This is a genomic window from Alkalibacillus silvisoli (assembly GCF_039521975.1).
In the GTDB taxonomy this organism is placed as follows: domain Bacteria; phylum Bacillota; class Bacilli; order Bacillales; family Alkalibacillaceae; genus Alkalibacillus; species Alkalibacillus silvisoli.
In genome coordinates, this window is the sequence record NZ_BAAACZ010000003.1 from 1 (window position 1) to 14,340 (window position 14,340).

Here is a 14,340-nt window from a genome sequence, read left to right on the forward strand (position 1 = left end):
TAAACTTAGATAAAGCCTATAAAGCCTTCTTCAATGGGAATGCCAAGTTCCCAAAGTTCAAAAGTAAACACCATAAACAACGCTACACGACAAATGTCGTAAACGGCAACATTCATGTGTTAGATGGTCATATCAAATTACCTAAATTAAAAATGGTCAAAATCAAACAACATAGAAAGATACCATCAGAATACAAAATCAAATCTTGTACCCTAACTATGACTTCATCAGGAAAATACTATATTGCTATTTTAACAGAGTATGAGAAGGAGATTGAAACAAAAGAAATTGAAAAAGTAGTCGGGTTAGATTTTGCGATGGATGGGTTGTTTGTTGATAGTGAGGGTGAGAAAGCCAATTACCCTAAATTTTATCGACAAATGCTTGAGAAATTAGCAAAAGAACAACGAAAATTGTCTCGAAAGAAGAAAGGCTCTTCTAACTGGAATAAGCAACGTATTCGAGTGGCTAAAATTCAAGAGAAGGTCGCCAATCAACGTAACAATTTTCTTCACCATAAATCAAAAGAATTAGTCACTAACTATGACGCTGTTGTCATTGAAGATTTGGATATGAAAGGTATGTCACAAGCGCTCAAATTTGGCAAAAGCGTCGCTGATAATGGGTGGGGGATGTTTACTTCTTTCTTAGAATACAAACTAAAAGAACAAGGGAAACAGCTTGCTAAAATAGATAAATGGTTTCCTTCTACCAAAACGTGTTCAAGTTGTGCTTCAGTAAAAGAGGTAGCATTATCTGACCGCATTTATCAATGTACTTGTGGACTAACACTCGATAGAGATTACAATTCAGCTCTCAACATCAAAAAAGAAGGCATTCGCTTATTAGCAAGTACCTGATGAAATTATGAACTCTTGGAACAAGAGGGTTAGCTTGGTTCATTTCGTCAGCTAGTAAAAGTGGTGATTACCCAAGAAGCCCCCACTTCAAGTAACCCGCAAGGGTGGTAAGTGGTGGGAGTAGTTCACTAAATGTATTGCTATAGCTAATAAAGCTAAATCGAATTCATATCCTGCAGTAGAACCATCCCCAAGAAAGCCAGCGCTTAATTTCACCGAGAACAATGCACCTACCAATATTAAAATAAAAGCACCTGCTAAAAGCCGAGTCGAAATCCAACAATTAACATAATGCCACCTAAGACTTCCACCCAAGCCACTATGTAAGCTAAGATTCCAGGTAAACCTAAACTACTAAACCACATAGAAACTTGATCAAGACCTGTTTGAAACTTGTCCAGTCCGTGAACGAGGAAAACAATCCCTAAAATGACTCTTAAAATCATATTCGTTGTGGCATGTTGCATACTTGTCCCTCCATCCTTTTTACTATAATTGTATTCATGAGGGAAGATAGAATATTATACTTAGTTTAAAAGTTTTGGAGGTTAAGAACATGGTTATAAATGATGCAATCTACGGTAGTTATAAAGTAGAAAACGTTTTAAAGGAGTTAATTGAAAGTAAACCAGTCCAACGATTGAAAGGAGTACACCAAGGAGGAGCGAGTTATTTAGTGAACCCGAATTGGAATGTTACAAGGTATGAACATTCTATTGGTGTGATGTTGTTAGTAAGGAAATTGGGTGGTTCTATTGAAGAACAGATTGCGGCTCTTTTACATGATGTTTCGCATACAGCATTTTCCCATGTTATCGATTTTGTATTGGAACATGAAAATGAAGACTACCATGAATTGATCTATCATCATTTTATTAAGCATTCTGAAATACCAGCGATTTTAGAGAGAAATGGTTATCAATATGAAGATGTTTTACTAGATGATGCTAAATGGACGTTATTAGAACAACCAGCACCAGAGTTGTGCGCTGATCGTGTCGATTATACATTAAGGGATATGACACGATATGGTCAAATCTCGCTAGAGGAAGCGCACCAATTTTTACAGCACTTAATTGTTATTGATGGAAAGATGTATCTCGATCAGTTAACTATAGCAGAATGGTTCGTGGAAACTTACTACAAGGAAGTCATTGGTTTCTTTATGGACCCACTAAATATATATGGAAATGATCAACTTGCTAAGGCTTTAAAAAGTGCGTTACAGAAAGGCTTAATTAGTCGGAGTGATTTTTTAAGGGAAGATGATGATCTGTTAAATCAAGTTAGAGCTTCAAAAGATTTAGAGGTTAAAAGTTTATTAAATAAATTACATCCAAATGTTCAAGTCTTATTAGATGAACAAGATTATCATTTACACCGAAAAGGGAAGGTCAGATTAATTGATCCATCCGTATTTCATCATGGAGATTTAGTGAGGGTGTCTAAGTTATCAAAGCAAGTTCAAGCCATGGGAGAAGAAGCATATGAGAAATCTTTAAAAGGAGCGTATGTAAAAGTACTTGCTAATTAAGGAGAGGAAGCTATGTCAAGTTTTTCAAGAGGAAGGTATACGAACAATCAAGCACAAGAAGAAATTGTCGTGTTTCTAATTGGTTTAGGCAAAGCAATCGGGAAGCAGCCGATGGACTCTAAAACTAACTCTGCTAAGCAAAGGGTCGGCTTAAAATAATGGCTCTGTTAAAGCTTAATAATTTTTTGATTCACCTAGGAGGTTAAAATGAGTACTCATATTAGGGTTAGGGCTGGAGCTATTATTATTGAAAATGATTCAATCTTATTAGTTGAATTCAAAGATGAAAAAGGGGTGCATTATAACTTTCCAGCTGGTGGAGTAGAGCCACATGAATCTATTGTTGAAGCGGTAAAAAGAGAAGCAAAAGAAGAAGCGTCGGTTGATGTTGCAGTTGGCCCGTTAGCCTTCACTTATGAATATGCGCCTCACTTATGTGAATATCGTTTCGGTGAGTTGCATCAAGTAGGTATGTTTTTTAACTGTTCAATCAAGGAAGGATCGCGTCCAAGCTTTCCGAAAAACCCAGATCCTTACCAAACGGCTGTGAAGTGGGTTCCATTAAATGAATTACATCAAGTTAATTTGTATCCGAAAATGGAACAACAGATTATAGATTATGTTAAACAACCTAAATGTGCCTGGTTTATTGAAGAGCGCTTGTTAAAACAATAAGAAATGGCAGGTGTCGATCATTCGACACCTGCCTGTTTTTAAGTTTAGTGCTTAGTTGTTGCCTTTACCGTTATTACTGCCAGGACCATTACCATTGTTGTCCCCAGGCCCATTGCCATTACCAGGTCCACCCGGGTTCCCAGGAGGTCCGTTTCCATTATCAGGTCCACCTGGAATACCAGGCCCATTGCCGTTTCCAGGGTTACCTGGATGAGGGTCTTCATCTGTTACGATCGTAACCTTACCTTCTGCCTCAGCTCTGCTTTCGTTACCAAAGTCATCTACTGCAATGACTTCAACTACAGCGCCTTCAGCTTCAAGGCCTTGTGGAGCTGTCCAATACCCCACATAGTGACCTTCCTCAGTTTCTTGCATCGGAAGTTCTGTTGCGTTTTGGGTGTTTGTTAAAGGCATGTGCATCCTGAAAGTAGCATCTAAGCCAGGTTCACTATCGAACGTAATCATCACTGTTTGACCAGCTTCAACTGTCTTATCTTCAGTCGGTGTTACATTCTCAATTTCTGGAGCTGTAAAATCAACTTCAACCGTTATTGATTCTGTTGATTCATTACCAGCCTTATCAGTTGCGTGTACTTCGATTTGGTTTTCACCTTCATCTAGCATGATGCGCTCAGAATAAGCTCCATCTTCAACAGAACTTTCATTACCATTAACAGTTACCGTATCTAGGTTTTCATCCGTTACTTCACCTTCGACTGTAACTGTTTCTGTATTTAACTTGTCACCATCTTCAAGGTTGTCAATAGTTAAGTGAGGAGCCTCCGTATCAAGTGTTACTGCAACACTTTCAGACTGGTTAGCTTCTTCATCATTAACATAAGTGACAGCTGTTAGTTCATTATCACCTTCAGAAAGCTCTAGATCGAAGCTAAATGTGCCATCATCTTCAACCTCCATTTGCCCCACTTCATCGCCATTATTCTCAAGTGAAACAGTCGTTGTTGGAGATGCGTTACCTTCGACAGTCATTTCTGATTCATTCGTGTAGAAGTGTTCAGATGGTGAAGTGATTTCAGCTTGTTCAACTTCATAAGCCACTCGAGAACGGATCATATAGTTACCTTCATCAGCTGGTGATTGAGACCAGGTGCCATCAACTGATTGGTAACTTCTTTCAGCATAAGGTCCGTCTTCATCTGTTGCTAGGCCTGGAGAGCTTGTGTTGTCATTCGTTTGAACATAGACCATGTAGAAGTCGCCTTCAACTTGGATGTTATGCTCACGCAAGTCAACAACTGTCCACTCATCAAGACTTCTAGTTGCTTCAGCGTCAACAGGACCAGCGATCTTCTCACCAGGCATACCGTCAGAGTGAGCTTCCCAAACTTCTACAGCGAACTCAGTACCACCTGGCTCAGGCCAGTCATCATCATGGAATTGGAATACACCGTCAGTAACAATAGCACTGTCTTTGTCTTCAGGTAAAGACATTCTTACAGCCCATTTATTACCTGGATCGAAGAAAGCACGAGCATTCTCTGCTGTACCGTCATCGTATCCAATTTCTCCACCTGGGTAAGTGAATAGTGGTTCAAGTTCTAAGTTTAACTCTTGGTCTTGATCAAGAGAAACTTCAACTTCTTTGCTGCTGTAATCAGAAGCAAAAATTCTTAACGTATAGTCACCTTCATATGCTGTTAGCTCATATTGACCATTAGCATCCGTTTCAACTGGATCAACATTTGCATCTTCAATTAATTGTAAAGTAGCGCCTTCAATCGGCTCTCCTGAGTTGGAACTTGTTACCGTACCGTTAAGCGCTGCCTCTGGTAACTCTTCAAGTACAAAGTTAGCCGATACAGTTTCATCAGCTTCTAAGTCAATAGACTGTTCTTCTGAATAGAAACCATATGCCTCAGCTAAGATTGTAAACTCACCAGCTGGGTGTACAAGAGAGTAACTACCATCTACAGGGCTAGTCGTTGCCGAGCGTCCACTTTCTACTACAGATACTTGTGCATCAAGTGGAAGTAATGATGTTTCCTCTTCGATCACTGAATTTGACTCCTTCGTCATTTTCGGTTGAATTTCAGAAGGGTCCATTGGTTCTCCATCACGTTCATCAACATCAATGTCAGGGCTGTTAAGAGATGATGATGAGTCTCTAGACAATTCTAATGATTCATCAGATAATGCAACGTTATCGATATACCATCCTGGATAAGTGATGATCGAGTCGGTTGTCATGTTAAACCCGATATAAACGCGTTCACCAGCATAGTCAGACAAATCAACTTCAGCTGCTTCCCAACCATCATTAGAACCTGTTAATTCTAATAGTTCAGTCCAATCTTCCATATCAGTTGAGATAAATACGTGGCCATAGTCCCAACCACTTTCAATGTCATACCAGTGTTGAAGTTGCAAGTATGATTCGCCTTCTGGTAAATCAATAGGAGGCATTGTTAAAGTGCTGTTTTCACTGTTGTTGTAATCACCAGATAAGTTAGTGGCATAAACGTTGTCACCAGAATCTGCCTCACCTGGACCAGAAGTTGGTTCACCATGCTCCCAAGATACATTTTCACCAAAGACATCCCAACCAATTGGGTCTGTCTCAAAGTCAGTTGAGTAACCAACTGTAATACCTCCAACAATTGAGATGGAGTATTCATCACTAGTTACTTCATTTTCACCAAAATCAGTGACTGTGATCGTATAAGTTAAATCACCTTCAGCTAAATCCTCACCTGGAATAGTAGCAAGGTACTCTCCAGATAAATGGTTACCAGACTGTTGTGAAGCTTCGACTGTGTTTGTATCACCATCAGCATTTGTATAATCAACTGATACTGACGTAACAGCGATATCATCACTAGCTTGGATTGTTAAGTCCAGATCCATGTCAGTGAAGGCTTCTTCTGCTGGTACTTCATGTTCAAAGGTTGGCGGTTCAGTATCTTCACCTTCCATTGAAACATGACCTTCAATGGTACCTAAACCATCAGCTACTGCTGATACAGCATCATAAGCATTTATTAAACCATGTCCAAAACCGTTGTTAGGTGTTTCTGGGTAGTCGTCATTCGTTAGTGGAGTAGCCGTATCCATGATGATATCTTCTAATTCATCAACAGATAAGTCAGCATTTGCTTGGAGTAGTAAAGCAACAAGTCCTGATGTTGCTGGACCTGCCATCGATGTTCCGTCCCAGCCACCTTCATATCCACCACCAGGTACAGCTGAGCGGATATTTACACCAGGTGCTACGATTTCTGGTTTGACCTCATCATAAGGAGAGGGACCTTCTAAGGAGAAGCTTGCAAGGTTGTTGTCGCTATCAGTAGCGCCTGTAGCGAATGATTCAGGATAGTTAGCTGGTACAGCGATTGAACCAGGACCACCTGGGTTTGTTAATGTTGTGTTACCTGCAGAGAATTCAGGGAAAATACCAGCTGCTCTCCAAGACGTTACAACATCACGATACCATTCATCAAGACCAGGTCCGCCACCCCAAGAGTTGTTTACAACATCCGGAGCTTTTGTGACGTCATCGCCAGGAGCAAGCATCCACTCACCAGCAGCTAAAATGTTAGCGTCATTTCCGCCACCACTTGCATCAAACGCTTTTGCTGCAATGTGTTTTGCACCAGGTGCCACACCAACTTGATTAGAACCATCTGGCTCGGCACCAACCATTGTACCGGCTACGTGAGTTCCGTGACCTTGGTCATCATAAGCATCAGATTGACCGCCGACAGGATCAAAGAAACTGTATTGATGGTCGACTTCATCAGTAGCAGAATCATAGCCGCGGTACTGATCTTTAAGTGCTGGGTGGTCCCATTCAACACCTGTATCAATAGCACCGACTACAATACCAGCACCGTCAATTCCCATATCCCAAACTTCAGGAGCGTGAACTTGCTCAATGTTCCATTCAACATTTGCAATTTCAGACTCAACTTCTTCAGCTTCTGTATCAACAGTTACCTCATTAAGTTGACGCTCTTCGTTAGGCAGTAGTTTTTCAACTTCTGGGAAAGATGCGATTCTTTCAGCGATTTCTTTAGGTGCTGTTACTGCCATACCGTTTACGATATGATAAGAGTGGTAATCTTCAACGGTACCATTTTCGATCTCTTGTTCTAAAAATGCTTTAACATTTTGTTGCGAAGATTTTGATACATACTTCAATTCAGAGATGACTGCAGAGCGTTGTGTATACTCTGCGTTTAAAGCAGATAAATTGTTTTCTGAAGCTTTAGCCTGTGCTTCTTCAGCTACCTGCATGACATCTGCTTTCTCGTTAAATTTAACGAGGAAGGTAATGTTGTCATCCTCTTCAAACTCAGTCTTTAAACGATCACTAAATTTTGCCTCAGCTGTTTTAGCAGAGTCATTCAACGCTTTAGAGACACCTTGATTTTGAGCGAATGAGAAACTAGGTGTCATAAGCGCAAGCACCATTACAACTGAAACAATAATACTTAACGATCTAACCATCAAATCCTCCTCCCATTTTTGAAAACCTGTGTAATTTCTAGGGTGAGGTTTAACGATCCTCCTTTCGTATATAATTTTTTACTCAGGAGAGTCGTGGTGTTACATCTACATTTAGCTACTACATTGTCATAATCCTGTTAAGTTTTCGCGATTTTAGTAAAATGAACAGGACGTACTATGTGGTTCGTGTCGAAAAAGAACGAATGTAAAACTAATTAACTAATACAAAAGAGAGCGGCCCTAAAGGTGTATCACTTTAACAAATGATCATCATTAAGTTAGAATAAATTTGGGTAGAAGGAGGGTAAAAGAATGGCATTTGTAATTACAAGCCCTTGTGAAACAGAAAAGGCAGCTGAGTGTGTCGATGTATGTCCAGTTGATTGTATAGAAGAAGGGGAAAATCAATTTTATATTGATCCTGATATTTGTATTAATTGTGGTGCGTGTGTTTCTGTTTGTCCGGTGGCTGCGATTGTAGAAGATTTGGAGTTATTGCCAGATGAGGAAAAATATTTGAAGCAGGCAGAAGAGTTTTTTAAGAATAAATAGTGATGAATGGTTCTAAAATAAACTTGAGACAATAAGGTTGTCATAATAGAAAATCCGAACGATTCATCAGTAAATGAACTCGTTCGGATTTTTCCATGTCGATCTCTCGACATCAAAACAGACTGAACGCTGATTATAGTCGCCTGATCGCTGATAAAATTATCCGCTCTTGTAATTACTCAACTTCGCATTTTAACAATACTTCATCCCTTTTGGCTCAGGCTCTTGTTTATTTTTAAGGATAGTTGTCCTATGATTATAGTATTTTCAGTCCTTAATGATTAGCTTTGGCTTTTAAAACAAGGATATGATCCAACTAATCACAACAATGGCTCCGATAATTATTAATATTGTTCTAATCATATAATAGCCACTCCTTATCGAGGTATTGTTCATAAAATACCCAGTTAGTTAACAAAATAAACACCACAGCATTTATTTTGAATTCAAGATAAATGCTATGGTAATATGAAGTTATGAATGATCGTATTAATGAGTGAATGAAAGGAGATTGTTGTTATGAAGCATATATTCCGTGAAGGGAAAGACCTTTCCAAGCAAACTTTGTTACTTTTACATGGTACAGGTGGTAATGAACAAGACTTATTACCTTTAGTTGATCATATAGACCCTGAAGCTAATGTGTTAAGTGTTCGAGGCAATGTTTCTGAAAATGGTATGCCACGATATTTTCGTCGTTTAGCAGAAGGGGTTTTTGATGAAGAGGATTTAATCTTCCGAACGAAAGAGCTGTACGAATTCTTAAACGAGGCGGCCCAAGATTACGGGTTTGACCGTGATCAAGTTGTGGCTGTTGGGTATTCAAATGGTGCTAATATTGCGGGTAGTTTAATGTTTCATTATGAAGATTCCTTAAAAGCAGCTAGTTTACACCACCCAATGGTGCCGCGTCGTGGAATTGAATTACCAGATTTAGACGGTAAAGATGTATTTATCGCAGCTGGAACGAATGATCCGATTTGTCCAGCGCAGGAATCAGAAGATCTTAAAGAATTACTAGAAGGTGCTGGTGCTAATGTTCAGCTGCACTGGGAAAGTCAAGGGCACCAACTCAACTTAGGTGAAGTAAAAGCAGCAGCTGAATGGTATAACAATTTGTAAATCATTTTATTTACCCCCCCCCCCTAGTTCAATTAATGAGTTAGGGGGGATATTGTTTTAATCCATATGGGCAAAAGAAAGGTCTGTATCAACTTCTCCTTCAATTTTATTAAATGCTATATCTTCACCCTTTAACCAAGAATCAAAGCTGAATTTAACAGGCTCTGCATCGCCACCTAAGGCAAACCACGCCTCACGTTGTTTTGGAAAGTAGGCTGAGGTATGAATAGTTCCAGCCCAACTTTTATATTTATGTGAGAAAACGCCACGCCCACTGTCATTCATCAGGCGAAAAGCTTCTTTCGCACTCATGTTAGATTCTCTTTGTAAGTTAATAGCCTCTTTTCGTTTATAGGAGTCTTCTAAGTGATGGCGATTTTCTTTAGTTAAATATTCAAAGTGGTTTGTACAAACATTTGAACTTCTCACGTGTACCCCACGAGGACTTGTTTCAACAACATAAGTTTTACCATTCGGGTCTAATAAAATATAGCTAAATGCGTTTCGATGTGGAATTTCTTTTAAGAGTTGCACGGCATGATCGACATTTGCGCACGTATCTAATATGATTCGTCCGATCATATAACAGACAAATCCGTCTTCTGGACTTTTACGATGGGTAAAATTATAAGCCATGACAAGTCCTTCTTCATTCATACCATCCATGCGACCTGTAACACGTGATGTTGGCCCAATAACAGCATATCCGCCATCTGTTGGCTTGAAGAGGGTGTATCGCCCTTCGTATGTTTGTGGTTGATAGTCATAATTACGAATCATATAATCTTCTTCGGTCATGATCGAACAACCACTTTTAGTAATTGCGGTTCGGTAACCACCAAAATCACGTAAAACCTCTTCCATAGGTAATTCAAGTCCATCTCTTAATCCCTCTAGCTCAGCCCACATGTTGGGCGCATATTGCATAAACTTGTCCTTTGTGTCATATACATTGATCGAAAAGCGAGGTTTTCTAATTTTCCAATGTTTTTTACGATTTTGTATGGTTAATGAATCTTTTAACTGCCTTCCTTGTTCATAACCAAAGTCATAATGGCTGCCTCTAAATTGAAAGATTTCGCTATAAATCTGTTTCATTGTTTATTTCAATCCTCTTTTAAAATTTTGATTTTAATTATACAAGATTTGGTTGAATTTAGCTAAATATGAGAACTTATCTAAAAGTTTGCCTAAGGAGATGTGTGAAATCGCCTGATTATTTTAGAATTAGGCGATATTTTAAATAATTAGGCGAAAATTGAATTTTTCAGGCGAAATCCAGAATAATCAGGCGAAAAACAAAATAATTAGGCGAACGCCAGATTGTTGTGCAAAGTTTAGCGAAAATCCATAAAGTACATAGTTGGAACCGATTGATTTAATTGAATAATGTCTAACCTTATTGTATAATACAATGTTGATTTCAATACTTTATTATAATGCGATAAAATATAAAAGCAAGGTGGTTAATATGTCTAATAAGGATTACAGGGTTTTGCTTTATTACAAATATGTTCCGATTGAAGATGCTGAGGCATTCCGTGATGAGCACTTACAACTGTGCTTTGACCTAGGCTTAAAAGGTCGAATTATTGTCGCGGAAGAGGGGTTAAACGGCACAGTTTCAGGTACAATTGAGCAAACAAATAAATATATAAAAGCTCTTCAGGCAGATCCGCGTTTTGAAGATATGACATTTAAGATTGATGAAGCGGATGATCACGCATTTAAGAAGATGCACGTTCGTTATAAGTCTGAGATTGTTAACTTGAGTTTAGAAGAAGAAGACATTAATCCTAATCAACAAACAGGTGAGTATTTAGAGCCGAAAGAGTTCTTTGAGGAAATGCAAAAAGAAGATACCATTGTATTAGATGCTCGTAATGATTATGAGTATGATATTGGACACTTCCGTGGTGCGATTCGTCCAGATGTTCGTAATTTCCGTGAGCTACCTGAGTGGGTTAAAGAGAACAAAGAATTACTAGAAGGTAAGCGTGTGCTAACATATTGTACAGGTGGAATTCGTTGTGAAAAGTTCTCAGGGTGGTTGAAGGAAGAGGGCTTTGACGATGTTGGACAACTCCATGGTGGTATTGTAACTTATGGTAAAGACCCTGAGGTGCAAGGCCAATTATGGGATGGACAATGCTACGTGTTTGATGAGCGTATTAGTGTTCCAATTAACCAAGTAGAGCATCATGTTGTAGGTCGTGACTATTTCACAGGTGAGCCGTGTGAACGCTACGTCAATTGCGCGAACCCTGACTGTAATGAACAAATTTTATCCTCTTTGGAAAATGAACATTTCTACTTAAGAAGTTGTTCTCATGAATGCCGTGTACATCCACGAAACCGTTATATCGAAGAACGCAGTTTATCTGAAGAGGAAGTACAAGCGAAGATGGAAGCTATTGACGAATACGAAAAAGAAAAGGCTTAAATTTATTTGTTGACATGGTTATAAGTACCATGATACCATGCGTATAATCTAATATTTAAAATTGAATAACAATTTTGACTCTTATCTAGAGTGGCTGAGGGACTGGCCCGTTGACGCCCGGCAACCTTCGAACATCGGTTTGAAAGGTGCTAATTCCTGACAAGGCAAGATTTTGCTTTGGAAGATGAGGGAGACAAATACGTGTATATTTGACCTCTCTATCTTTCAAGGTAGAGAGGTTTTTTGTATTTTTAAAATGATTATTTCAAGCGATTGGAAAGGAGGAGGTGGTGACAGTTAGAAGAGATGTAGGGAAAGTAGTTATTCCTAATTTCACACTAGAATCAGGCTATATTTTAGATGAAGTGGAGTTAGTTTTTGAGAGAGCTGGACTTGAACAATCACCTGTTATTTTAGTATGTCATGCGTTAACAGGTAACCATTGTACTGTTGGAACTGAAGATGAACCGGGATGGTGGCGAGGGTTAATCAATCAAGGTGGTTATATTGACGTTGATGAGTATCAAGTGTTGACCTTTAATGTCTTGGGTGGTTGCGATGGTTCTTCAGGTCCTAAGTCCATTAATTCGAACACGGGAAATATGTACGGGGTAGACTTTCCACAGATTACAATTAGGGATTTAGTTGAAATCCAGTATCTAGCACTTAAGAAGTTAGGCATTAACCACTTGCATGCAGTCATTGGAGGGTCATTAGGTGGTATGCAAGTGCTTGAGTGGGGCTTGATGTATCCAGGTTTTGTCGATGTCATCATTCCAATAGCTGTAACACCGCAGTTCAGTGATTATGCCATTGCATTTAATCATATTTCAGCTCAAGCGATTAAGCAGGACTCAAATTGGCAACAAGGTAAAACACCTAAAGAAGGACTCGGATTAGCTCGGGCGATTGGCATGATTACATATCGTTCAGCACCACTATTTCAAGAGCGGTTTAACCGAACTGAGCTTAATCAGAAGTATGAAGTTGAATCTTATTTAAGTCACCAAGCGGAAAAGTTGGTTAATCGTTTTGATGCGAATAGTTATTTGATCTTGCTTAATGCGATGAATGGTCATGACATTGGGCGAGGGAGGGGTGGGTATGAGCTAGCTTTAAGTCAATTAGAGGTTCCTGTTGTCGCACTTAGTTTTCAACATGATTTGTTATACCCGCCTCATGAGATAAAAGCATTTGTTGATCACCTCAATATACTAGGAGGTTCAGCTAAATACTGTGAAGTTGAAACAATTTTTGGGCATGATGGTTTTTTAGTCGAGTTTCAGAAGTGGGGAGATGTGATTAAAGTAAGTTTAGAAAGTATAAAAGAATCCAAATTATTGAATAGGAGTGGTGAAGGATGAGTCAAAAAAATTATCGCTTAGAAACAATTGGAGTACATGGTGGTTTAGAAGCAGATTCAGCAACAGGAGCACGAGCGCTTCCAATTTATCAAACGAACTCATATAAGTTCGATAGTACTGAGCATGCGGCTAATTTATTTTCATTACAAGAAGAAGGGTTTATTTATTCTCGAATTGGTAATCCGACTGTTGGGGCACTTGAGGAGAGAGTGGCACAGTTAGAAGGTGGAATTGGCGCATTAGCATTCTCAAGTGGCATGGCAGCTATATCTGCAGCGATTTTTAATTTAGCAGAAGCAGGTGATGAAATTGTTGCAGCGTCCACTTTATATGGTGGGACGTACAACTTATTCTCAACAACTTTACCAAAACACGGAATCACGACGCATTTCGTTGATCCAACTGAACCTGAGCATTTCTTTAAGGCGATCACTCCAAAGACTAAGGCAATATTTGCTGAGACAATTGGTAACCCTGGTTTACATGTTTTAGATATTGAAAAAGTAGCAGAAATTGCGCGTGGTGCAGGGGTACCACTAATTGTCGATAATACATTCCCATCCCCTTACTTATTACGCCCAATTGATTATGGAGCAGACCTTGTTGTTCACTCGGCTACGAAATGGTTAGGAGGTAATGGAACGACATTAGGTGGGGTGCTTGTTGATGCAGGGAAGTTTGATTGGAATTCACCAAAATTCCCAGGGTTTACCGAACCAGACCCGAGTTATCATGGGATTGTGTATGCTGAGGCATTACCTGAAGCGGCATTTATTACAAAAGCACGCGTCCAAGTACTACGTGATACAGGTGCAACACTAAGCCCTTATAACGCCTTTCAGATTGCACTTGGTTTAGAAACATTACACGTTCGCATGAAGGAGCATGTCGCTAATACACGCCGTATTGTAGAATATTTGGACCAACATCCAGGAGTTGAGTGGGTATTATATCCAGAGAAAGAAAACCACGAATCCTTTGAGTTAGCACAAAAGTATTTACCAAAAGGGGCAGGTTCAATTGTCGTCTTTGGTATTAAAGGAGGGAAGAAAGCTGGTGCAAACGTAATCAACAATGTTCAACTATGGTCACATTTAGCCAATGTGGGAGATGCTAAAAGCTTAATCATCCATCCAGCTAGTACGACGCATCAACAATTAAGTGAAGAAGAGATTGAATCAACAGGTGTAACAGATGACCTAATCCGTCTTTCTGTTGGTATTGAAAATGTTGAAGACTTAATTGATGACTTAGAGCAAGCGATTGAAACCGCAACAGGTGAATTATCACAAGTTGAACGTGTTAATTATTAATTAGGAGGGC

13 protein-coding genes and 1 riboswitch are annotated in these 14,340 nt (G+C 39.3%); of the genes, 9 read left to right on the forward strand and 4 right to left on the reverse strand.

What is annotated here, in order from left to right:
* Positions 1-860, forward strand: an 860-nt coding sequence (locus ABDZ63_RS00760) for an RNA-guided endonuclease InsQ/TnpB family protein (RefSeq protein ID WP_343781119.1), incomplete at its 5' end; no start/stop codon positions are given.
* An 87-nt stretch (positions 861-947) separates the two neighbouring features.
* Here the strand turns inward: ABDZ63_RS00760 and ABDZ63_RS00765 are convergent.
* Both ABDZ63_RS00765 and ABDZ63_RS00770 read right to left on the reverse strand, forming a co-directional pair.
* Positions 948-1,076, reverse strand: a complete 129-nt coding sequence (locus tag ABDZ63_RS00765; protein WP_343781120.1) for a hypothetical protein — start codon at positions 1,074-1,076, stop codon at positions 948-950.
* Positions 1,077-1,117: 41 nt separating this feature from the next.
* Entirely contained in the window at positions 1,118-1,327 is a 210-nt protein-coding gene (locus ABDZ63_RS00770; protein ID WP_343781122.1) for a DoxX family protein, read from the reverse strand.
* Between the two features lie 89 nt (positions 1,328-1,416).
* Here ABDZ63_RS00770 and ABDZ63_RS00775 point away from each other — a divergent pair, with 89 nt between their 5' ends.
* From ABDZ63_RS00775 to ABDZ63_RS00785, 3 genes are read left to right on the forward strand one after another with little or no spacing between them, the layout of a single operon-like run.
* Positions 1,417-2,394, forward strand: a complete 978-nt coding sequence (locus ABDZ63_RS00775) for an HD domain-containing protein (protein ID WP_343781123.1) — start codon at positions 1,417-1,419, stop codon at positions 2,392-2,394.
* A gap of 12 nt (positions 2,395-2,406) precedes the next feature.
* On the forward strand, positions 2,407-2,553 hold the full coding sequence (locus ABDZ63_RS00780) for a hypothetical protein (RefSeq protein WP_343781125.1): 147 nt from the start codon (positions 2,407-2,409) through the stop codon (positions 2,551-2,553).
* Positions 2,554-2,601: 48 nt separating this feature from the next.
* On the forward strand, positions 2,602-3,069 hold the full coding sequence (locus ABDZ63_RS00785; protein ID WP_343781127.1) for an NUDIX domain-containing protein: 468 nt from the start codon (positions 2,602-2,604) through the stop codon (positions 3,067-3,069).
* Between the two features lie 51 nt (positions 3,070-3,120).
* On the opposite strand, the gene ABDZ63_RS00790 is transcribed toward ABDZ63_RS00785, so the two are convergent.
* Positions 3,121-7,536: a S8 family serine peptidase gene (locus ABDZ63_RS00790; protein ID WP_343781128.1), complete on the reverse strand. Its 4,416-nt coding sequence runs from the start codon at positions 7,534-7,536 to the stop codon at positions 3,121-3,123.
* Between the two features lie 312 nt (positions 7,537-7,848).
* On the opposite strand from ABDZ63_RS00790, the gene ABDZ63_RS00795 reads away from it, so the two are divergent.
* Positions 7,849-8,088, forward strand: coding sequence for a ferredoxin family protein (locus ABDZ63_RS00795; protein WP_343781130.1), 240 nt, complete (start codon positions 7,849-7,851; stop codon positions 8,086-8,088).
* A 519-nt stretch (positions 8,089-8,607) separates the two neighbouring features.
* Positions 8,608-9,210: an alpha/beta hydrolase gene (locus ABDZ63_RS00800; RefSeq protein WP_343781131.1), complete on the forward strand. Its 603-nt coding sequence runs from the start codon at positions 8,608-8,610 to the stop codon at positions 9,208-9,210.
* Positions 9,211-9,267: 57 nt separating this feature from the next.
* On the opposite strand, the gene ABDZ63_RS00805 is transcribed toward ABDZ63_RS00800, so the two are convergent.
* Positions 9,268-10,308, reverse strand: a complete 1,041-nt coding sequence (locus ABDZ63_RS00805) for a C45 family autoproteolytic acyltransferase/hydrolase (protein ID WP_343781132.1) — start codon at positions 10,306-10,308, stop codon at positions 9,268-9,270.
* A gap of 373 nt (positions 10,309-10,681) precedes the next feature.
* Between ABDZ63_RS00805 and trhO the strand changes: the two genes are divergently transcribed.
* The 3 genes from trhO (at position 10,682) to ABDZ63_RS00820 (ending at position 14,330) form a co-directional block, all read left to right on the forward strand.
* Entirely contained in the window at positions 10,682-11,653 is a 972-nt protein-coding gene (gene trhO, locus ABDZ63_RS00810; protein ID WP_343781133.1) for an oxygen-dependent tRNA uridine(34) hydroxylase TrhO, read from the forward strand.
* 78 nt (positions 11,654-11,731) lie between these two features.
* Positions 11,732-11,844, forward strand: a riboswitch (SAM riboswitch).
* Between the two features lie 99 nt (positions 11,845-11,943).
* Positions 11,944-13,017: a homoserine O-acetyltransferase MetX gene (gene metX / locus ABDZ63_RS00815; RefSeq protein ID WP_343781135.1), complete on the forward strand. Its 1,074-nt coding sequence runs from the start codon at positions 11,944-11,946 to the stop codon at positions 13,015-13,017.
* Positions 13,014-14,330, forward strand: coding sequence for an O-acetylhomoserine aminocarboxypropyltransferase/cysteine synthase family protein (locus ABDZ63_RS00820; RefSeq protein ID WP_343781136.1), 1,317 nt, complete (start codon positions 13,014-13,016; stop codon positions 14,328-14,330). The genes metX and ABDZ63_RS00820 overlap by 4 nt, the downstream gene beginning before the upstream one ends.
* The last annotated feature ends 10 nt before the right edge of the window (positions 14,331-14,340 follow it).

Bases quoted from the DNA above. Each gene is read 5' to 3' on its own strand.
- ABDZ63_RS00770 (WP_343781122.1), bottom strand. From the start codon at position 1,327: ATGCAACATGCCACAACGAATATGATTTTAAGAGTCATTTTAGGGATT.
- ABDZ63_RS00775 (WP_343781123.1), top strand. From the start codon at position 1,417: ATGGTTATAAATGATGCAATCTACGGTAGTTATAAAGTAGAAAACGTT.
- ABDZ63_RS00780 (WP_343781125.1), top strand. From the start codon at position 2,407: ATGTCAAGTTTTTCAAGAGGAAGGTATACGAACAATCAAGCACAAGAA.
- ABDZ63_RS00785 (WP_343781127.1), top strand. From the start codon at position 2,602: ATGAGTACTCATATTAGGGTTAGGGCTGGAGCTATTATTATTGAAAAT.
- ABDZ63_RS00790 (WP_343781128.1), bottom strand. From the start codon at position 7,536: ATGGTTAGATCGTTAAGTATTATTGTTTCAGTTGTAATGGTGCTTGCG.
- ABDZ63_RS00795 (WP_343781130.1), top strand. From the start codon at position 7,849: ATGGCATTTGTAATTACAAGCCCTTGTGAAACAGAAAAGGCAGCTGAG.
- ABDZ63_RS00800 (WP_343781131.1), top strand. From the start codon at position 8,608: ATGAAGCATATATTCCGTGAAGGGAAAGACCTTTCCAAGCAAACTTTG.
- ABDZ63_RS00805 (WP_343781132.1), bottom strand. From the start codon at position 10,308: ATGAAACAGATTTATAGCGAAATCTTTCAATTTAGAGGCAGCCATTAT.
- trhO (WP_343781133.1), top strand. From the start codon at position 10,682: ATGTCTAATAAGGATTACAGGGTTTTGCTTTATTACAAATATGTTCCG.
- ABDZ63_RS00820 (WP_343781136.1), top strand. From the start codon at position 13,014: ATGAGTCAAAAAAATTATCGCTTAGAAACAATTGGAGTACATGGTGGT.